The following is a 20,429-nucleotide window of genomic DNA, read 5'->3' on the forward strand; positions in this document are numbered from 1 at the left end:
TGAAGTATGTTAGTCGACATAAATTTGCTGCCAGAGAAGTTAAAAGAACGGTCCACATGGTTATGGGTGGCGATAACAATTCTCGCAGCCGCACTTATCAGCTGGGCTGTTCTTTTTTGGCTTGCGCAAAAGAATGACAATGAAGCCCAATCTCTTCAACAGCAAGCGTTTGAAGTGCAGAAACAACAAGAAGATGTCACCTCACAGCTTCGGCCTTCTTCATTTGGCCAGGAGAAAGCTCAGCTCGCCGCAACGGTAGAGTGGCTTGAAGGGTATCAGTATAAAACAGTTCCGCTTCTTCAGGAGCTTGTACACGCATTACCTGAGCGAGGATTCTTTTTGGAGTTCACGTTCACCTCACCGAATGAAGCGACCTTCGATGTGCAGTTCGATGATGTGTCGGAAGCTGCTCATTATTTGACGAGAATGAAAGCTTCTTCATTGATCAATGGAGCGACCTTTGAATTAGTAGAGACAGAAGAGCTGACAGAGGAAGAATTGAGTGCAGATGTGCTGCCGCGCTACGTCGCTAGATATTTCGTTCAATTCCTTGATGAACGAGCTCAGACGGAGACGGACGCCATAGTTGAACCGGATGATGCAATTGATCAGCCGGAAGAACTGCCTGTAGATGAAGCGGAGCCTTCGGAGAACGAAGAAACGGAAGGAGGCGGCGTAGTTGAGTAAATACTTTACAAAACGACAGATGGAGATCGGGCTTGTCGTTTTAGCTTCCATTTTCTTTATCGCGCTCGCATTCTATTCCTTATATACGCTCTATTTGCCGACAAAAGAACAACGTGATCAAGCTGCGCTGCAATTATCTACAGAGCGGGATACATTGTTTGCTTTGCGAAAACAGTTGGCGAATAAGGATCCAGATAAAACCTTCACTTCCCGGCCTCTTCAGCAGAAAGTACCCGTCATACCGCTGGAAGATGCTCTTCTTCTGCAAATTGAAAAAGCAGAAGTGAAATCAGGAAGCAGAGTACACGGAATCGTATTTTCTAAAGAAGTGCCGGAATTTGAAGACATGCCGGAAGAAATGCAGAATGTAGAGAGAGTTCTAATGGAAGTAGAATTGGTTGCGGATACATACGACCAAGTGGAGATGTTCATTTACGAAGTCGAAGAGATGAAGAGGATTCTCAATGTAGAATCCATTCAATTTAAAGCGACAGCAGAAAAGACTGAAGAAGAGGTTGCAACAGGACCCATGGAGTTGGTTATCTCCTTTAACGCTTTCTTCCGTCCAGACCTAATCAACCTACAGAATGAAGCGCCGAAAATAGATGCTCCGCCTGCTGCATTAAAGGAAGATCCGACAACGCTCAATAAAATGACCGGCGACGAGAACGTGGAGTAGGAGGCTGTCTATGGAACTACTAATTAGCGTATTTTTCTTCCTCTACGGCATCACGTTCGGCTCATTTTTCAACGTGGTTGGCTTGCGTGTGCCGATGAAGGAATCCATTGTATCACCGCCTTCTCATTGCACGACATGTGAACGCCGCTTGACACTTGCCGACCTGGTGCCGGTATTTTCCTACGTCTTTCTTAAAGGCAAGTGCCGTGGTTGTGGAGAGCGTATCAGTGCGATTTATCCACTCATGGAGTTGCTGACGGGGGTACTGTTCGTCTTCGCCTATTTACACTTTGGTTTTGAGCGCGAACTGATCCTGGCACTTTTATTTATTTCGCTGCTGGTCATTTTGACGGTATCTGATTTGAAATACATGCTGATTCCGAACAGAATCCTTTTGCCTTTCGGCGTAGCGATTTTTATCATGCGCATTTTCAGTCCGCTGACACCTTGGTGGGATAGCTTGCTCGGCGCGATTGTCGGTTTTGGTCTGTTATTGTTCATTGCGATCTTGTCGAAAGGCGGCATGGGAGGCGGGGACATTAAACTGTTCCTAGTGATTGGATTGGTTCTAGGGACGTTGCAGACCTTGTTAACGCTTTTTTTGGCTTCATTGATCGGCGCGATTGTCGGTATGATCTTTCTTAAAAAGACCAAGCAGGGCCGCAAGACGCCGGTACCTTTTGGGCCGTCAATTGCAGTTGCTGCACTCATTGCCTATTTTTACGGCACGCAACTTGTCGGATGGTACACGGGTTTGTTGAGCTGAATCAGAAAATGTTCTAGGACAAGACGACAAGAGTCTTGTCCTTTTTCGCGTCTGCTTTGGTAAAGTGAAGAAAAAAGTGGAGTGAGTGCAGAATGAATTTTCGCAAATCCTATTCAAAATTCACAGTGATTCGGGCGATGGTGCAAGGTGTGGCAATTGGTCTTGCGGCCGTTTTAGTCATTGGTTTGACAATTTTCAGTACTGGAGGGAAAGATGCAAAGCCGTCTAAAACTGTTGTCACATCCGGCCCGAATACAGAGGAGACTGAAGAAAAACCTGCGGATGGAACGGCGATTCCAATGTACGTTAAGCAGCATGGCGTATTTTCAAGTGAGGAGACGGCGACTGAATTTATCACGTCTAATCCCGCCTTGGCAAATACGGCTATTATACAAGTAGGCGATCAGTTCTACATCTGGGGAGCTGTCTGGCTGAAGGAAAGCCAAGTGGTCTTGAAAGAAGGAGAAGATGCATTTAAGAAGAAAATCCAAGTTACCCCCGGAACGTGCAAGACGGCGGACATCAATGAAGTGAAAAAGGCGTTACTTGCGGAGGATTTATCGAAAATTAAATTATCCAAAGCGAAAGACGATGCCAAAAAAGAGTCGGATTTTGAGAAGAAATTAACCGCTATCACAGCATTCACCAAGGATTCTTCCATTGCCCGACTTCATTTGCTGTCACACTACTCGAGTCAGGACCCATGCTTCAAAATTCAATTTTGATCGAATATCCAGATCGAAATTCAATTTTGCTGCTTTTTCAAAAAGGGTGCAATAGCGTACACTATGGGAAAGGAGGTTTTCCCAATGAAATTTACAAGTACACGACCAATTATCCTCGCATCCTCTTCACCAAGGCGTAAGGAACTGTTAAAACTTGCAGGAATCGATTTTGAGGTGAAGCCGAGCCATGTAGCAGAAGATTTACCATTTACCCCGGAAGAACCGGATCTCTATGCGATTCGCTTATCTGAGCAAAAGGCGCAAGCTGTTTTTAAGGAAGAACCGGACTCGATTATCATCGCAGCAGATACGGTTGTCGTGATGAACGGCAGGCAGTATCCGAAACCCGCCAATAATGCGCAAGCGGTAGATTTCCTGATGGAACTTTCCGGTCAGACGCATGAAGTAATTACTGGCGTAACAGTATTGGAGAAAAATCGTAAGCTGCAGTTCGCAAGTTTGTCACAAGTGAAGTTCAGGCGGCTAGATTTGGAACTGGTTCACGCATATGTGCGGTCAGGGGATGCTGCGGATAAAGCAGGCGCCTACGGAATTCAAACAGAAGGAATGCTGTTTGTGGAAATCATCGCCGGAGATTATCAAAATATCGTCGGGCTGCCAATTGGAAAATTGGTTGAGCGTCTACGAGAAGAAGATTGGTTGTTTCTAGAAGAAGGTGACGCCTGAAATGCCGCTTGATTTAGCTCCACAAATGATGATCCGTGACGTTCATTTAGCGGACAGGCCTCGTGAACGTTTGATCCGGGAAGGGGCAGGAAGTCTTTCCAATCAAGAGCTCATGGCGATTTTATTACGCAGCGGAACGCGCTCTGAGTCAGTTTTAGTGCTCGCTAATCGGGTATTGTCGACACTGGACCGGCTGCAGGATTTGAAAGAGCTGACGGTGGAGGAAATGACGGAGATAAAAGGGATTGGCGAGGCGAAGGCCGTACAGCTCTTGGCTGCGGCCGAACTTGGCAAACGTTTATATCGTACAGCACCGCAAGACCGTTATAAAATCCGTTCACCTGAAGATGCAGCCAATTATTTGATGACGGACATGTCTTCACTGAATCAAGAACATTTTGTCGCGTTATTTTTAAATGTCAAAAATGAAGTGCTACATAAGCAGACGATTTTTATCGGCAGTTTGAACTCCAGTATCGTTCACCCGCGCGAGGTGTTCCGCGAAGCATTCAAACGCTCGGCTGCTTCGATGATAATCAGCCATAACCACCCAAGTGGCGACACGTTATCCATAGTACAATAAATTGTAGTATTTAAAGTAATCAAGGATAGGGATGTATGGCATTATATTTCTTTAAATACAAACTAACAAGAGCTATAATTTATAGTAGTTATAGTATTTAAAGAGGGGGGAGGATGTGAAGGTTCAAAAGATAACAGTGGATAATAAACCATATCCACTTTATTTATTGTTAGATAAAGAATACCAGCTAATAGAGCCAGTGATGGGATTTATAAAATATCTTGATAATACTGGTAAGTCACCAAACACCATTAAGGCTTACTGCTACCATTTAAAGCTCTTTTATGAGTTTATGGAGCAGAGAGGGATAATACTAGATGACGTAGGGTTTGAGGAATTAGCGAACTTTATGGGATGGTTGAGATACCCAACGGCAGTAAAAGTAATAGATATTCAGCCAAAAGAAGCCGTAAGGGAAGAATCAACTGTGAATACAATTCTAAATGCAGTTATGAGCTATCTGGAATACTTAACTAGACTAGGAGAATTTAAATCAGTTAATGTATTTAAACAAGCGAGAGGAAGAAATTTCAAAGGGTTTTTACATCATATTAATAAAGGGAAATACCAAAAGAATGTCTTAAAATTAAGGGCTAAAAAGAAGCAGATAAGAATTTTAACATCAGAAGAAGTCAAACAAATAGTTGATGCTTGTCATACAAAGAGAGATAAATTGATTTTAATGCTTATGTATGAGGGCGGTTTAAGAATCGGGGAAGTGTTATCGTTAAGGCTTGAAGACATTGCCACTTGGGATAATCAAATCCATTTAATACCTAGAGATGTGAATGTCAATGAGGCCTACATTAAATTAAGGAAGGAAAGAACAATACATGTAAGTAAAGAGCTTATGGCACTTTACACAGAGTATTTGGTATATGAGTATTGTGAGGACCTGGAGCATGATTATGTTTTTATTTCCTTAAAAGAAGGCTATTTCGGAAAGCCGCTAAAGTATCAAAGCGTTCTTGATCTGGTAAGAAGAATTGTTAAAAGAACTGGAATAGAATTTACGCCACACATGCTACGTCACACTCACGCAACGCAGCTAATTAGGGATGGATGGGATGTTGCACACGTTCAAAAGAGATTGGGCCATGCAAATGTTCAAACAACGTTAAATACCTATGTTCATCTTTCGGATCAGGATATGAAAATTGAATTTAATAAATATCTTGAGAGAAAGGAACATAAAAATGAATGATTCCAATAAAAGAAAAATTATCAATCAAAATGAGATCAGCAAAAAAATAGCTTCAATGAAAGAAGAATTACAGGGGTTTTGGGCTGATGACAATTGGGATATAAGGATATGCCCACATCCATCTGCCATAGAGTTAAGTAAAAATCCTTCTTTGAGAAATCGATGGGTTCGTTTTGAGCGTGTTGAAAACCTATGGTTAAGAACAGAATTGAAGTATTTTTATTTTTATCATTTAAATAATGGAATATGGAATGCTAAAACTGTATGGATTAGAAAAGGAACTGTAATTAATAGAATGTTAGATTTTTTAGACTCAAAGTATCCTAATATTGCTTCAATTACAGAAGTCCCTATTGAAAAAGCAATTACGGAATACAGGACATATTTGATTGAAAAGGGAGTAAGAATCACCACCACCAATTATAAGATTACTGCTAACCAGGAGAAAATAGCTGTAAAAGCTAATTCTTATTATGTAACTAATTTAAAACAATTCATAGAGTTTTACGAGGACTATTACTTTGAAGGGGAGGAGTGGGATAAAGATGTTTGGGATAGACGTAAATTGCCATTGCCAGATGATAAGGTTAATCCAACTTCGTATGAATACTTAATTACATTCAAAACCATTCGTAATGATTATTTTAAACGATTAGCAAAAAGGTATTGCAAATTGAAATTGAATACTTCTAGCTTTTCTCATGTAAATGATATTGCGCAGAAACTTTGTGAGTTCTTCAATTTCATAGATGCAAATTTCAATGGTGTTCAAAGAATACACCAATTGACAAGAAAGGAAATTGAAGCGTATTTAAGTAAGATAAATGCTATGGGAATAAAACCAAGCACAATAACTGGTAGAATCTCTACATTGGAAGGGTTGTTTAGCACTCTTCTAAGGCTAGAATGGGAAGACATTCCTTCAAAGGTATTAATTTATCCAGAAGACTATCCAAAAATACCTAACGCAAAACCACGCTTTATAGATGAATTCGTATTAGAACAATTGAATAAACAAATTGATAAATTACCGGAATATATAGCTACGATGACTATGATAGTCCAAGAATGTGGAATGAGAGTAAGTGAATTGTGTACTATAAAAAAAGGATGTTTATTAGAAGACAAAGATGGTGATTACTTTTTAAAGTATTATAATTGGAAAATGAAAAAGGAGCATATTGTTCCAATATCAAAAGAGGTGGCATTATTAATTAAAATGCAGGAAGATCAGACCTCAGAAATTTTTCCGAACAGCGATTATCTCTTTCCAAGAAAAGACGGATCACCGTTGAAACAGGCAACATTTAGAGAAGAATTAAACAAATTAGCTTTTGACCAAAATATAGTGGACAGGTCTGGTAATGTTTTTAGATTTCATGCGCACGCTTTTCGTCATACAGTTGGAACAAGAATGATTAATAACGGCGTGCCGCAGCATATTGTACAGAAGTTTTTGGGTCATGAAACCCCTGAAATGACCAGCAGATACGCTCATATTTTTGATGAAACCCTTAAAGTCGAATTTACCAAGTTTAAGGAAAAGCTGGTTACTAATCACGGAGATATCTTAGAGTTGGACAGCGAAAGTGAAGTCGATGATGTAAATCTTCAATGGTTTAAGAAAAATATAAATGCACAAGTGCTTCCAAATGGTTATTGCAGGTTGCCAGTCGTAGCAGGTTCTTGCCCGCATGCCAACGCTTGTTTAGATTGTACTCACTTTTGTACTAGTAAACAGTTCTTACCGCAGCATGAAGAACAGTTAAAGCATACAGAAGAGTTATTGGCTATGGCTAAAAATAAACAATGGCAAAGACAAATTGAAACTAACAGCCGTATTAAAGATCGCCTTGAGCAAATAATTGGTGGCTTGAGGGGGGTATGATTAATTGGATAAACAAGTGAGAAATACAAGGGAAATTGTGCGTTTAGCAAAGCTAAAGACCAAGCATACTAGAGAAAATGTAGACAAGATTATTTCCAAGTTATCCCTTGAGGGTAAGACCATTAATTTTAATACAGTAGCAAAAGAAGCGAATGTTTCTAAATCATGGCTTTATAAAGAAAGCGATATTAGGCAAAGGATTGAATCCCTTCGTAATCGACAGAAAACATACAGTGCATCGAAATCTAAGAAAAGCTCCCGGTCAGAAGAAGTATTAATTAAAACCTTAAAAACAAGAATCAAAGAGTTAGAAGGGGAAAATATTAAACTAAGAGACCAAATTCAAAAATTATATGGAGACTTGTACACTAAAGATTAGTTTAAATGAAATGTTAAATGCTCTCGAACTAAAGATGTTACTTATCCTTTATTTCAAAGGGATCGGATCATATTTATTATTTCGCGAAAGGACGGAAGTTCATGGATAATAGTTATTTTTTTGAACACTTGGACGCTGATACAGAAAGCAATCCAAGGATACACTCGATATTAAGGGATCTTGAAAAACTATCCCAAGAGGAAAAAAAGCAAGTATATGTAATAAACAAACCAGTAGGCGAAAGAAAATATCAATACTCTTATAAAGAAGCAGTTGTAATTCTTATTCCAAAAGTTAAGCTATTAGTTATTAATGTTGGTAATGATACGGATGCGTTTCAAGACTTTTCTGATGACTTTATCGAAGATCTTGGGATTATATCAGATAAATATAATTATAATAGTTTTTTGGGTAGACCGAGAAAATGGAGAGATAAGCTTGTTGAAGAAATTGATTTCGAGGCTAATGATGATATAGCTTCGATTATTCAGAGTAATTCTTTAACTGGTATAGATGCACGTAAAGGTGAGCTATTGATATCTTTACTAACTGGAAGTATAAATGATATTGATCGTGTTGATGGAGAACTCCCTGGAAATACGTTAGAACAAATAAAGAAAAATATTATTCTATTTGATGGCGAACAAACAAGGTTCATTTACAAACAGCCAGATAAAAAAGTAGTAACAATTCAAGGTTTAGCAGGCACGGGTAAAACGGAATTACTGTTACATAAACTTAAGGATATTTACGTTAACGAGGAAAAGTCGAAAATCTTTTTCACCTGTTTCAGTAAGATTTTAGCACAAGATTTGAATGGGCGAATCCCCACTTTTTTTGATTTCATGAAAGTTAATGAGCAAATTAAATGGGACGAGCGACTTTGGGTGGAACGTAGCTGGGGCTCTAAAGCAGATAAAAATTCGGGTTTATATAGTTTTATTTGTAATTATTACCAAATTCCTTTTCAAAGGTACAGCTGGTCTATATCTTTTGAATCAGTATGTAAAGATGCGTTAGAAAGGCTGAATCAACTTGAATCAGAAGGGGCATTTGAGCCGTTCTTTGATTATATTCTAATCGATGAAAGTCAAGATTTTAATGAAGCGTTTTTCGAACTATGTAAAAAGGTTACAAAAAAACAGGTTTATATTGCTGGTGATATCTTTCAAAGTATTTATTACTATAATGAAAACACAGAAATAATGCCTGATTTTCTTTTGAATAGAGTTTATAGGACTGATCCAAAAACTCTAATGTTTGCTCACGCCATCGGATTTGGACTTTTAGAGAGGCCGGTAGTTAGATGGTTAAGTGATGAAGAATGGGAGGCTTGCGGATACACGATTGAAAAAGAAGGGGATTATTACAGTTTTTCAAGAGAGCCCTTAAAAAGGTTTGAAAACATTGCAGAAGATATTACCAGCCTTAAACTTGCTGTTGCTAAAGATGACACGTATTTAGATAAAGTTCTATCGGCTATTCAAGATATTCGAGAAAAAAATCCTACTGTCGAACCGGGTGATATTGGAATCGTATTCCTTGAAGACAATAAATCTAACTATGAACTTGCTGAACAATTGATTATCAAGGTTGATCGGATGTTTGGGTGGACAGCCATTAAGGGTTATGAAGTAAAAAATAAAACAAAAGATGCTTTATTTATAAGTAATCGAAACAATATAAAGGGGCTAGAATTTCCTTTTATTATTTGTATAACAACCTCCATACTTAATAGTAATACAACTATTAGAAACTCGCTATACATGATGCTAACCAGGTCATTTATCACAAGCTATTTAATACTTTCAGAAGAAAATGGAGAACTTAATTTAAAACTTGAAGGTGCAGCAAAAGAATTAAACGATACGGGTCAACTTAAGGTGGAAAAGCCAAAACCTGATGAAATAATGGATAAATCTAAACTGATGCTTGAAGCTAGTGAAAATAAATCTCAATACGAAATCGTAGAAGAGATTTTGCACCAATCGTTTCAAATTCGAGACCTAAGAGTAAAAGAACAAATTCATAGAGTGGTTAATGTAATGTTACCGGAGAGTGTGGATGTTGATAAAATTTATGAAGTAATTAGTAAAAATATTGAATTGATATAAGGTGTTAGTATGAAAGAGTTTACAGTAAGTATGACTAAAAGATTCGTGGAAATAGCTTCTAAACCAATTAGAACGAAAAAACATGTTATTATGTTGATGCTAGAAGCTATTCCATTACTAACAAATGCTGATGTTTTAGAAAGACCAAGTAATAATTATATCATCTTAAGAGTTGATAAAATGAAACGGTTGTTTTTTGTAATTGAGAATAAGATTTTCTCATTCAATTTTCCTTTCAATGTTGAAGTTCAGGAAGAGAAGAACAATCCAATAATTTACGATTCTATTACCGATTTAGAGTTAAATGCGCTCAACCTTACAGTTCTGAAATCAGCGTTTGAAGAAACTTTTTATGGAAACGAAAATCAGGGGATTCTTGATTTGGATTCTGAATTGATGCAAGTAATAGACAGTTTTGATACCAAACCGAATAAAGATCAAGTATGGCAAATACTAAAAACCCTACAGATGTTTGAATCGGGTTATTTACGATACGATTATGATGAGGTGCGCGAAAATGGTAAGTTACACCCATTAAATCATATTGATATAAATTATACTTCTGACGGTACCTTTAAGATTGGAATTAATGATACACTTGATTGTAACACTTTTATAGATATTCTCGATGTAAATACGGATAGTTACTTTATCTCAAAGTGACGGTATCCCAAAAACGTATGAATAAGCCTATATAGATAATGGCAGTATAGATTTGTTTGCTACTCCAATAAATGTTTACTCGCTATTTGGCTCTTGACATGGAGCGTCAGAGCATGTGAATAACATGGGTCTTGAAGGTAGTATTATAATAACTTTCGCCTTTGACTTTTTTAGAAAGCACTTGTATGATGGGAATAACAATTTGAATTTTAGGAGGACTATTGAAAATGACACACTCTATGAGACTACGTTTCCCAACTTTGAACCAGTAACTGAATATGGTTAAAGACTCTGTTTGTGAATGCAGAGTAAACGGGATAAGTCTATCCATTTTCAATACCCCCTTTGGAAAATAATTATATGATTTGAGGAAAGGGGATTAAGTTGCCTTTCTTTATTTTGTGTACTATCGATTTTACATTCTGACAGGAGTAGTAGTCGATAGCAATGATACTTTCGTGATTCATTCAATTAGATAGGAAATCCCCTTACTTTAGATCACAGACAGACCGTTTGTGATCTTTTATTTTATTTAAATTCGAAGGAGGATATTTAAATGGGTATGTTGCTTTTTTATTGATGCGAGCTGAAGTGTTGATAGCTCGTATCGATTAATAATCGATACGTAAGAACTTTTACAGGGGGTATCGATTATAATGAAAAATAACGGTTTAAACTGGAAACGTAAATTCTTCGCTATTTATACAGGGCAGTTCTTTTCGCTACTAAGTAGTGCTGCCGTACAATTTAGTATTATATGGTGGCTAACTGACACGACGGGAGGTTCACCGCTGGTCTTAACACTGGCTGGTTTGGCTGGATTTTTACCTCAATCACTCTTAGGACCTGTTGCAGGTACAATAACAGATCGTTATTCACGAAAAGTGATGATGATCTGTTCAGACATGACAGTTGCCTGTGTAACTTTCGCTTTATTTGTTACGATGTATTTTTTTGAACCAAGTATACAATTGGTCATACTTGTGCTAATTCTTCGTTCAATAGCAACAGCATTCCATATGCCGGCCATGCAAGCGTCTATTCCACTAATGGCACCCGAAGAACATCTTACAAAGGTTGCCGGTTGGGGACAGACAGTAAGTTCCTTGTCCAATATCGCAGGTCCGGCAATTGGGATGTCATTATTAGCTGCTAGTTCAATTGAATGGGTATTATTGTTAGATGTTTTCGGTGCAGTGATAGCAAGTAGTATTCTACTATTTATTCACATACCGAAAGTGCAAAGAAGAAAAACAATAGACAGTACAAGCATTCTTGCTGAAATGAAAGAAGGATTTGATGCGCTTGTAAACCATCCTGTCTTGTTAAAGTTAACGGTCATCATGACGGTTGTTGCTGTTTTATACATTCCTCTTGGCACTTACTTTCCTCTTATAACACGCAATCATTTTGAAAAAGGTGTTATCGAGGCTGGTGTTGTCGAGGTTGTTTTTGCTGTAGGTTTAATTGCAGGGGGTTCACTGTTAGGTATTCTCGGTGATCGATTTGATAAGGTCAAAACAATGGCAGCAGGAATGATTTTGATGGGTATTGCATTGGCCATTTCCGGTTTGCTCTCTCCATCCCTCTTTTACGTATTTGTTGTTTTAGCTTGCTTAGTCGGTTTAGCCGGACCTTTGTTTTCAGGACCTTTCTATGCTTTTATTCAGACTGAAATTGAACCACAGATACTTGGAAGAGCCTTTGGTTTCGTAACAAGTCTTTCGTTATTAGCGGTACCAATTGGCTATGCAGTGGCAGGGATATTGATTAAATTAGTAGGAGTAGCTGCGCTATTTTCTATAATAGGTGTATTAATTACAATAAACGGAATTTTAGCGTTGAAATCTAAATAGGAGGAAAGTGCAATGTCATTTTTATTGTTTTATTGATACGGGCTTGATTTAAAAGCTCGTATCGATGGTTAGCTATCGGTACGAAATGACCATATTTCGGGAGGTAGCTATGATGGAACAAATATGTTTTGAAATAGAAAATGTGGAAGTAACCTTTCTTGATAAGAAAGTATTGGAGATTGATCGTTTAGCTGTCCATCAATTTGATCGGATTGGTGTCGTTGGGAAAAACGGCGCAGGGAAAAGTACTTTAATAAAATTACTTGCAGGAATCGCTAAACCATCGAAGGGGAAAGTTGGAAGTCATGTAAGTGTTGGATATTTTGAACAATTAGAAGTGCCAAAATCCGTTGAAGTCGATCCTCGGTTGCTGGGAAAATTGCACGTGCACAGTGCTGTTGATGGATTGAGTGGTGGTGAACAGACAAGATTGAAGCTTGCCCAGTTGTTTACCCACTATTATGAATGCTTATTAATTGATGAACCGACAACACATCTGGATCAAGAGGGTATTTCCTTTTTACTCGATGAGCTTAGGTATTACTATGGTGCACTTGTGCTAATTAGTCATGACCGGGCTGTATTAGACGAATTGGTTACAACCATTTGGGAAGTAGAGGAAGGTAAAGTAAACGTATATTCCGGGAATTACAGTGAATACATTGCACATAAGCAATTGGAGCGAGAACAGCAAGGTAAAGCTCACGAACAATACATGAAAGAAAAGAGTCGTCTTGAAAAAGCAGCCCAGGAAAAAATGAAAAAAGCTGAGAAAATAGCTAAGTCATCGAAAAAGGAGCCAAAGGCAAAGGCTAATCGTATGATAGAGACCAAGTCAAAGGGAACAAGCCAAAAAGCCATACAGCGTGCGGCAAAAGCAATTGAGCAAAGGGTGGAGAAGCTGGAAGCTGTGGAAGCTCCGAAGGAAGAAAACGTCATTCGTTTTCGCCAACCAAAATCGCTTGAGCTGCACAATAAGTTTCCAATTATGGCAGAGCGATTAACGATTTCGGCAGGCGATAAATTGCTTCTAAGCGAAGCCGATTTTCAGTTCCCATTGGGTCGAACTATTGCTATTACGGGGAGTAATGGATCAGGTAAAACAACGCTTCTTCGACATATTTTAGCAAACGGTAAGGGCCTGACGATTTCTCCCAAAGTGGTTTTTGGAGCTTATGAGCAGATGGATTATCAGTTCACTAAAGATGAAACAGTCATCGGGTTTGTAAAAGAGAGAAGTGACTACGAAGAAAGCGAAATTCGTTCCGCTCTTCATTCTATGGGGTTTGCAGGAAATGATTTGAAAAAGAATGTTCGTAATTTAAGTGGTGGTGAAGCAACTCGCCTTGTGTTGTGCCGGTTAGTTTTAGGCAGATACAATGTTTTGGTTTTAGATGAACCAACCAACTTCCTTGATATTTTTTGCATTGAGGCTTTGGAGAGATTTTTAAAGGGATATGAGGGTACTGTCCTTCTTGTATCACATGACCGAACTTTTATAGACCGGGTAGCTGATGATGTGTATGTGATTGAGAAACAAAAAATAAAGCATATAATCTAAACCTTAGGGAGCAGGGTAATCCTGCTTCCAAGGTTTTTCTTATTAATCATTTTCACAAGAGAACGACACGATTATATAATAAATGTCACTTTTAGGTGTAAGTTTAAGTGAACTTATATAAAACCTGAATACTTACATTATTTGGTAATAATTTCGGGTGCCAGTTTTAAATATATTTACCAAGTGAGATCACCTTAAATACATAGCCTTAAAGTACGGGCATTGATTTTAATGGATTTTAAATAATTTACTCTTGATAAAACCCGACGCCATCCAGGGAGGATATCGAAGTGACGAAACGACTAATGGAAGCGGGGGCGATCATGGGAATAGACGTCCTTGATCACATCATTATCGGCGACCAAAAGTTCATCAGCCTTAAGGATAAGGGATATATTTAAGAGGGATGATAGACTGTTAGATGCATGCAAGAGACTGGGGAAATCGGTCTCTTTTTTCGTGTTTTTTGCATTCTAGTGAGACCCCACTGTAAATTTAGTTACCTTTCCGTTATAATGTGGTGTATGCTTTTAAGAAGGCCGTTGACGGTTATGCAGAAAGGAAGAACTAATTTGTTTGGAATCGGAACTAAAGATGTAGGAATCGACCTGGGTACAGCCAATACATTGGTCTTTATCAAAGGAAAAGGTATTGTGCTGCGGGAACCTTCCGTAGTAGCTAAAAACACTGTGACAAATGAAATCGTAGCAGTCGGTAGTGCTGCTAAAAATATGATTGGACGTACGCCAGGCTCCATCGTGGCGACTCGCCCGATGAAAGACGGGGTCATTGCGGATTTTGAAACAACAACTGCAATGATTGAGCATTATATGAAAGAGGCAACAAAGGCTTCCGGCGGTTCATGGAAGAAGCCGAATGTCATGATTTGTGTGCCATACGGAATTACTTCCGTCGAGCAACGTGCAGTCATTGATGCGGCACGTCAAGCAGGAGCAAAAGATGCATTCACGATTGAAGAGCCTTTTGCGGCAGCAATCGGAGCAAATTTGCCGGTTTGGGAACCAACGGGCAGTATGGTCGTCGATATAGGTGGCGGTACGACAGAAGTCGCAGTCATTTCACTTGGCGGTATTGTAACGAGCGAATCAATCCGCGTCGGTGGGGATACGATGGATTTAGCGATTATCAGCTATATTCGCAAGACGTACAACTTAACGATCGGTGAGCGTACGGCAGAGGCGATCAAAATTGAGATCGGTTCCGCTAAAGATGCAGTGAAAGCGGAAAAGATGGATATTCGCGGTCGTGACCTATTGACGGGTCTGCCGAAAACATTGGAAATTTCTTCAGAAGAAATTGTCGAAGCGTTGCGCGAATCTATTTTGCAGATTATTGAAGGTGTGAAAAAGACACTGGAAACTACTCCGCCTGAATTATCTTCAGACGTGATGGAACGCGGAATCGTCTTGACAGGCGGGGGCGCGATGCTTCGCAATTTGGACAAGGTTATTTCGGATGAAACGAATATGCCTGTGTTTATCGCAGAAGATCCATTGGACTGTGTGGCTATGGGTACCGGAAAAGCATTAGATAACTTAGAAGTTATCAAAAAAATGCAAGTAAAATAATTGGAGGAGATGTAGGCAATGCCACGTTTTTTTTCCAATAAACGATTAATCATTTTATTAGTAGGAGTAATCGTCCTTGTGGCATTAATTGCATTCTCACTTCGTGACCGGGATCATTCAAATTTACCGGAGCAAGTAGTGAAGGATGTTGTCGGTTTCGGGCAGTCAATGTTCACGAAACCGGCTCATTTTGTTACGGGGATTATTGAAAATATTGATACGATGCTTAATACATACGAAGAAAACAAACGATTGAAGGAACGACTGGATGCGTATGCGGCTACGCAAGCCGAGCTGGTCGATGTGAAATCGGATAATGTGAAATTGCGGGAGATCGTCAATAAGCTGGATGATTTACGAGCGTACGAGCCGATCCAATCAACGGTGATTTCACGGAATCCAGATCAATGGGAAGATAAGCTGATTGTCGATAAAGGAACGACGGACGGTGTGGAAGTCAATATGGCCGTCATTACTTCTCAAGGATTGATCGGGAAAGTTGTGCTTTCCAATCCATTCACATCTACAGTGGAATTGCTATCAACTGAAAATATCAATTTCCGCGTAGCTGCAATGATTGCAGGAGAAGAAGAGATCTTCGGTCTGATTGAAGGATTTGACCGACAATCACGTCAATTGATCATGAAGCGAATCGACTCTAGCTTTGACGTGAAAAAAGGCATGCAGGTCACGTCTTCTGGTCTAGGCGGGATTTTCCCTAAAGGTATTTTAATTGGCGAAATAACGGAAGTGTCAACGGATGACTATGGTCTTACGAAGCTTGCGTACATTCGACCAGCAGCTAATTTTTCCATGCTGGATCACGTGATGATTGCCAAACGTTCATCGACTATCGTGGATGGCACGGATGGAGGCAGCTCTGCTGACACAGAGGGGGACGATGAATCATGACTCGGTTCGTCATCCCTCTCATTGCAGTTGTATTGTTTTTCTTGGAGCCGATTTTTAGTCTGTTCTCGCCAATTGAACAGAACGGAGAATTATTTGTATTCGTTCCGAGATTTTTGATTGTTTACTTGATTTTCATTGCGGCTTATTACAGTCGTCAGCGGGCCATTTTATATGGTTTAATACTCGGACTCTTGTATGATATGTATCACATTGATATTATTGGACTATACACTTTTATGTACCCGCTCATTTGTTATTTATCTACGTTGGTGATCCGCCAAATTCAGCGGCACACATTGACGGTCATGGTATTATCATTAGTGATGATTGTCTTGCTTGAAATTCTTTCGTACTTTTTTGCTAGCGTGATCGCGCTCACGTCGATCGATTTCAATGAATTCTTGACGAGTCGACTCGTGCCGACGGTGATTGCCAATTCAATATTCATTGTGATGTTTGGCTGGACGTTTAAGCAAATTACATTAAAACGATTTTCTCAAAAACAAGCTGGTTTTTAAGTATTGCGAGGTGATGTGGGTGACAAAATCACAAATGGTAACCATAAAAGGAACAAAAGACGGCTTGGTGCTTCGGTTGGACGACCATTGTTCGTTTTCCGAGCTGCTGGAAGAGCTGGAGGAAAAAGTACAGGGCACCGGACTCGAAGGCGTTGCAGAAGTGCAGTTGCATACAGGGCACCGTTATTGTGACGAACAAGACATGAAAAGCATTCTCTCGGTCATTCATCATTCTCCTCATTTACGAGTTTCAAAGGTTCAGAGTGATGTCATATCGTTGGAAGAATGTCAGCAAAAGCTGATCGAGAAGCAATCCGAAACCTATATTGGGATTGTTCGATCAGGACAAATCGTAAAGGCGGCTGGCGATTTAGTCATTATTGGCGATGTGAATCCAAATGCCCAAGTTATTGCGGGTGGGAGTATTTACATTTTGGGTAGGCTGAAAGGCATAGCGCATGCGGGAGCCAAAGGTAATTTAGAAGCCGTAATAGCTGCTTCTTGGCTGGAGGCTACGCATTTGAAAATTGCGGATAAAATGGAGACGATGACGGATGAATTGACGATCCTTTCCGAACATCCTGAAATGGAATGTGCGTACATCCATGATAATGGGCAGATTGCGATTGACCGCCTCCAAGAACTCCGACATTTACGTCCGGGCCTTGCTACATTTAAAGGAGGTATATAATTTGGGAGAAGCAATTGTTATTACTTCTGGTAAGGGTGGCGTCGGTAAAACAACTACGTCCGCCAATCTCGGCACCGCCCTTGCATTACAAGGAAAAAAAGTTTGTTTAATTGATACAGATATCGGTCTGCGAAATTTAGACGTTATTCTCGGCTTGGAAAACCGGATTATTTACGATCTTGTCGATGTCGTCGAAGGCCGTTGTAAGATACATCAAGCCCTTGTAAAAGACAAGCGCTTTGATGATCGTCTGTTTTTATTGCCGGCTGCTCAGACGACGGATAAAAGCGCCGTATCTCCAGAGCAGATGAAAAAACTCATCACAGAATTGAAAATGGATTACGATTATATTTTGATCGACTGTCCTGCAGGCATCGAGCAAGGATATAAAAATGCCATTGCCGGAGCGGATCGGGCAATTGTTGTCACGACTCCGGAAATTTCTGCCGTTCGTGATGCAGATCGGATCATCGGATTACTAGAATCAGAAAAAGATATAGAACCACCAAAATTGATCATCAACCGAATAAAAGGCCGTTTGATGGAAAGCGGAGACGCGCTTGACGTCAATGAAATCACAACACATTTGTCGATTGACTTGCTAGGGATCGTCTTAGACGATGAAAACGTGATTTCTTCTTCCAATAAAGGCGAGCCTGTCGTGATGGACCCTTCCAATCCGGCTGCTGTAGGCTATCGTAATATTGCACGCCGCATTTTGGGTGAATCTGTGCCGTTGATGTCCATGGATACAGGGAAAACAGGATTTTTCGGTAAATTGAAATCATTGTTTAGTAAATAATTGAAATGAAACTCAGTGCCATTAAGGTACTGAGTTTTTTTGCGTCTATTTTCCACCCGCATTTCTAGAGCCGTTCTTTCATACACTGCAGGTAAGGGAGGGGAAGTGGTGAAGTGGAAAACCAAATGGATAATCGCTTTTCTTTTGACTGTGTCTGTAGTCGCTTTGTCAAAAATGGAAGAACGCCAACTCGTCAACATACCTATAACGCAATACGTCACAACAGGTAAAGATTTTGTAGTCATGAAAAAATGGGTTTCCTCCTGGATTGCGGATGATGAATCCATCACAGTATCAGCTGAAGCAGCATTCGACCCATTCGCCAAATATGAATCGTTTCAGCCTTACCAGGATGGTGCGATTATTTCGTACACTCAACCATTATCGATAACGTCACAAGGAAACGGACTCGTTGTATTTACAGGCTATACCCGCCAGTCAGGCAAAACGGTGACGATACAGTATGACAATGGAGACGAGGTGACGTACGGATTTGTCGGTTCTTTTTCGACGTTGCCCTATACAACCGTCAGACGAGGGGATGAAATCGCCATGATGGATGAAGACGCTGTGTATATACGTGTGAAACGCAATGGTATTCCATTGGAGCCTACAGTACTCGCAACCTATATGACAGGCGACCTCGAATGAAATTTCGCATTCATCCAATTTTATTGCCGATTTTTTTATTTTTTATGATTGTCGGAGGCGTCTCATTGTATGCCATGATCTTATTTTCACTATTATTCCATGAGGTTGGACACATATGGGCTGCCAAACAAGCAGGGATGAATGTTCGCAGCTGCACAATCTTGCCGTACGGAGGAGAATTGCAAATCGTCAATCGTCAGTTGGCAACAAAACAGCAACGGCTGATCGTAGCACTTGGCGGACCGCTCGCGACAGCCGTTCTGTTACTCATTGCTTTACTCGTCTCATTCCCGGGAAGCGCTCAGCTTATTCAAATTCAACTCATATTGCTGGCCGTCAATTTGTTACCCATCCTGCCTCTAGACGGTGGACAAGCACTCTCCGTATTACTGGAAAGTAAAGACGATAAATACTCCTCACGCTCGATATTCACGCTCTATTCCGTCATCGCGTCAATTGCCTTGTTTTTATTTTTAAGCATGTATCTGCCAGAAAGCCTTCCTTACACAATTGTAGCTGCTTTCCTAGCGGTTCAAAACATCATCTCCTACCGTTTCCGTAAGTATGAGCAGGTATTTGAGCAAATGTCGAAAGCACGGAGAACAACGGCTTAAGGGCGGAATCTAGATGTATACCCGAGACTGGGTGCATCATATCCTGAGACCGCTTTGGCGCTGAGAGATTTTACGGCATGAGCCAACTAGTGAAGGGGGTGTTAGTTGACTTATGGCAACTAATGCCCCCGAGTTGCGCTTACAAAAGGAAAAGAAATCGAACGGATATTGGCTGAGTTGGAATATGAGGAATTTGAAAAATTGAAGGTTCAGCAGAAACAGATGAAGCAACAGAAAGGGATAAATCAAAAGAGACAACCATAAATCATATCGAAAGACTTTGATTATTATGGAGGTTATTGGAAAGATAAAATGTTATCATTGAGTGAAGTGAGAAATAATGGGTGTTAAGCAAACGGGCCATATTGCGAAAAAAACAGTAATTAAGATTGTTTGAAAGGATTGGAGGGTTAACCATTTTCCTTGTAGTTATTATCATTTTATTGCTTGTTATGTCCTTATTGTTCAGTGGAAAAACTCTGTACAATAAATGGGTTAAAATATTGGTAATACTCTATTATCTAATTATTACTTTCGTATTCATCTATGGTTATCATCGTATTCACGAGAAATACAATATGTATGACGGACCTGTCATACCAGAGGGCTGGGACGTAAATAGGAATTGGGCATACGGGTTTAGTTTTGCTTTTATCATTCCAATCGCGATTCTTTTTTTATACGCAATAACTCAAAAAATAAAGCCGATGGAAAGAAAACGTTGGACTTATTTTATAAGAGCCATATTGCTTGGTGTAATAGTATTATTTATTTTATTTAGTATTTTTAATCTTGCATATGGTTTGAGTCCTTGAGTTAGTTTACTAGCCATGGTTAATTTAACGGATGCATTTCTTGCA

20 protein-coding genes and 2 pseudogenes are annotated in these 20,429 nt (G+C 39.6%); all 22 read left to right on the top strand.

All coding sequences use genetic code 11. The annotated features are described in order from the left end of the window. Nucleotides 1-6: 6 nt before the first annotated feature. The 22 genes and pseudogenes from H7J92_RS08935 to H7J92_RS09040 all read left to right on the top strand — a co-directional run bounded on the left by H7J92_RS08935 (nucleotide 7) and on the right by H7J92_RS09040 (nucleotide 19,569). A complete protein-coding gene (locus tag H7J92_RS08935) occupies nucleotides 7-687 on the top strand; it encodes a PilN domain-containing protein (protein ID WP_221836558.1) in 681 nt (226 codons plus the stop codon). Beyond that, nucleotides 680-1,366, top strand: coding sequence for a pilus assembly protein PilO (locus H7J92_RS08940; RefSeq protein WP_221836559.1), 687 nt, complete (start codon nucleotides 680-682; stop codon nucleotides 1,364-1,366). The genes H7J92_RS08935 and H7J92_RS08940 overlap by 8 nt, the downstream gene beginning before the upstream one ends. A 10-nt stretch (nucleotides 1,367-1,376) precedes the next feature. Next, nucleotides 1,377-2,132, top strand: coding sequence for a prepilin peptidase (locus H7J92_RS08945; RefSeq protein ID WP_221836560.1), 756 nt, complete (start codon nucleotides 1,377-1,379; stop codon nucleotides 2,130-2,132). Between the two features lie 92 nt (nucleotides 2,133-2,224). Next, entirely contained in the window at nucleotides 2,225-2,857 is a 633-nt protein-coding gene (locus H7J92_RS08950; RefSeq protein WP_221836561.1) for a hypothetical protein, read from the top strand. Between the two features lie 84 nt (nucleotides 2,858-2,941). Continuing rightward, entirely contained in the window at nucleotides 2,942-3,544 is a 603-nt protein-coding gene (locus tag H7J92_RS08955) for a Maf family protein (RefSeq protein ID WP_221836564.1), read from the top strand. Between the two features lies 1 nt (nucleotide 3,545). Then, nucleotides 3,546-4,106: pseudogene (gene radC, locus H7J92_RS08960) on the top strand (RadC family protein); the annotation flags it as partial. A 136-nt stretch (nucleotides 4,107-4,242) separates the two neighbouring features. Then, complete coding sequence (locus tag H7J92_RS08965; RefSeq protein WP_221836569.1) at nucleotides 4,243-5,331, top strand: tyrosine-type recombinase/integrase; 1,089 nt, start codon at nucleotides 4,243-4,245, stop codon at nucleotides 5,329-5,331. After that, complete coding sequence (locus H7J92_RS08970) at nucleotides 5,324-7,219, top strand: tyrosine-type recombinase/integrase (RefSeq protein ID WP_221836571.1); 1,896 nt, start codon at nucleotides 5,324-5,326, stop codon at nucleotides 7,217-7,219. The genes H7J92_RS08965 and H7J92_RS08970 overlap by 8 nt, the downstream gene beginning before the upstream one ends. 4 nt (nucleotides 7,220-7,223) lie before the next feature. Beyond that, on the top strand, nucleotides 7,224-7,598 hold the full coding sequence (locus H7J92_RS08975; protein ID WP_221836572.1) for a DUF6262 family protein: 375 nt from the start codon (nucleotides 7,224-7,226) through the stop codon (nucleotides 7,596-7,598). A gap of 101 nt (nucleotides 7,599-7,699) precedes the next feature. Continuing rightward, nucleotides 7,700-9,712 (top strand): STM2767 family DEAD/DEAH box helicase, encoded by a 2,013-nt coding sequence (locus H7J92_RS08980; RefSeq protein ID WP_246602682.1) that lies wholly within the window; start codon nucleotides 7,700-7,702, stop codon nucleotides 9,710-9,712. A gap of 9 nt (nucleotides 9,713-9,721) precedes the next feature. Further along, nucleotides 9,722-10,375 (top strand): STM2766 family helicase-associated protein, encoded by a 654-nt coding sequence (locus H7J92_RS08985; protein ID WP_221836573.1) that lies wholly within the window; start codon nucleotides 9,722-9,724, stop codon nucleotides 10,373-10,375. 227 nt (nucleotides 10,376-10,602) lie between these two features. Then, complete coding sequence (locus tag H7J92_RS18050; RefSeq protein WP_105980607.1) at nucleotides 10,603-10,647, top strand: erythromycin resistance leader peptide; 45 nt, start codon at nucleotides 10,603-10,605, stop codon at nucleotides 10,645-10,647. A gap of 384 nt (nucleotides 10,648-11,031) precedes the next feature. Beyond that, the gene (locus H7J92_RS08995; protein WP_221836574.1) at nucleotides 11,032-12,231 is read left to right on the top strand and encodes an MFS transporter; all 1,200 of its coding nucleotides are present in this window, start codon (nucleotides 11,032-11,034) and stop codon (nucleotides 12,229-12,231) included. Nucleotides 12,232-12,343: 112 nt separating this feature from the next. After that, nucleotides 12,344-13,792: an Msr family ABC-F type ribosomal protection protein gene (locus H7J92_RS09000; RefSeq protein WP_221836696.1), complete on the top strand. Its 1,449-nt coding sequence runs from the start codon at nucleotides 12,344-12,346 to the stop codon at nucleotides 13,790-13,792. A 260-nt stretch (nucleotides 13,793-14,052) separates the two neighbouring features. Next, nucleotides 14,053-14,193 (top strand): annotated as a pseudogene (locus tag H7J92_RS09005) (JAB domain-containing protein); the annotation flags it as partial. Between the two features lie 171 nt (nucleotides 14,194-14,364). Continuing rightward, nucleotides 14,365-15,381, top strand: a complete 1,017-nt coding sequence (locus H7J92_RS09010; RefSeq protein ID WP_040759197.1) for a rod shape-determining protein — start codon at nucleotides 14,365-14,367, stop codon at nucleotides 15,379-15,381. 18 nt (nucleotides 15,382-15,399) lie between these two features. Next, nucleotides 15,400-16,293 (top strand): rod shape-determining protein MreC, encoded by an 894-nt coding sequence (mreC, locus tag H7J92_RS09015; RefSeq protein ID WP_221836575.1) that lies wholly within the window; start codon nucleotides 15,400-15,402, stop codon nucleotides 16,291-16,293. Then, nucleotides 16,290-16,811, top strand: a complete 522-nt coding sequence (gene mreD, locus H7J92_RS09020; protein WP_078816764.1) for a rod shape-determining protein MreD — start codon at nucleotides 16,290-16,292, stop codon at nucleotides 16,809-16,811. Before mreC ends, mreD begins: the two co-directional genes overlap by 4 nt. 13 nt (nucleotides 16,812-16,824) lie before the next feature. After that, a complete protein-coding gene (minC, locus tag H7J92_RS09025) occupies nucleotides 16,825-17,502 on the top strand; it encodes a septum site-determining protein MinC (RefSeq protein ID WP_078816763.1) in 678 nt (225 codons plus the stop codon). A gap of 1 nt (nucleotide 17,503) precedes the next feature. Continuing rightward, complete coding sequence (gene minD, locus H7J92_RS09030; protein WP_040759193.1) at nucleotides 17,504-18,304, top strand: septum site-determining protein MinD; 801 nt, start codon at nucleotides 17,504-17,506, stop codon at nucleotides 18,302-18,304. Between the two features lie 108 nt (nucleotides 18,305-18,412). Then, nucleotides 18,413-18,955, top strand: coding sequence for a peptidoglycan DD-metalloendopeptidase family protein (locus tag H7J92_RS09035; protein ID WP_078816762.1), 543 nt, complete (start codon nucleotides 18,413-18,415; stop codon nucleotides 18,953-18,955). Continuing rightward, nucleotides 18,952-19,569, top strand: a complete 618-nt coding sequence (locus H7J92_RS09040) for a M50 family metallopeptidase (protein ID WP_221836576.1) — start codon at nucleotides 18,952-18,954, stop codon at nucleotides 19,567-19,569. Before H7J92_RS09035 ends, H7J92_RS09040 begins: the two co-directional genes overlap by 4 nt. Nucleotides 19,570-20,429 lie beyond the last annotated feature (860 nt).

The sequence above is a fragment of the Sporosarcina aquimarina genome (genome assembly GCF_019748715.1).
GTDB lineage: Bacteria > Bacillota > Bacilli > Bacillales_A > Planococcaceae > Sporosarcina > Sporosarcina newyorkensis.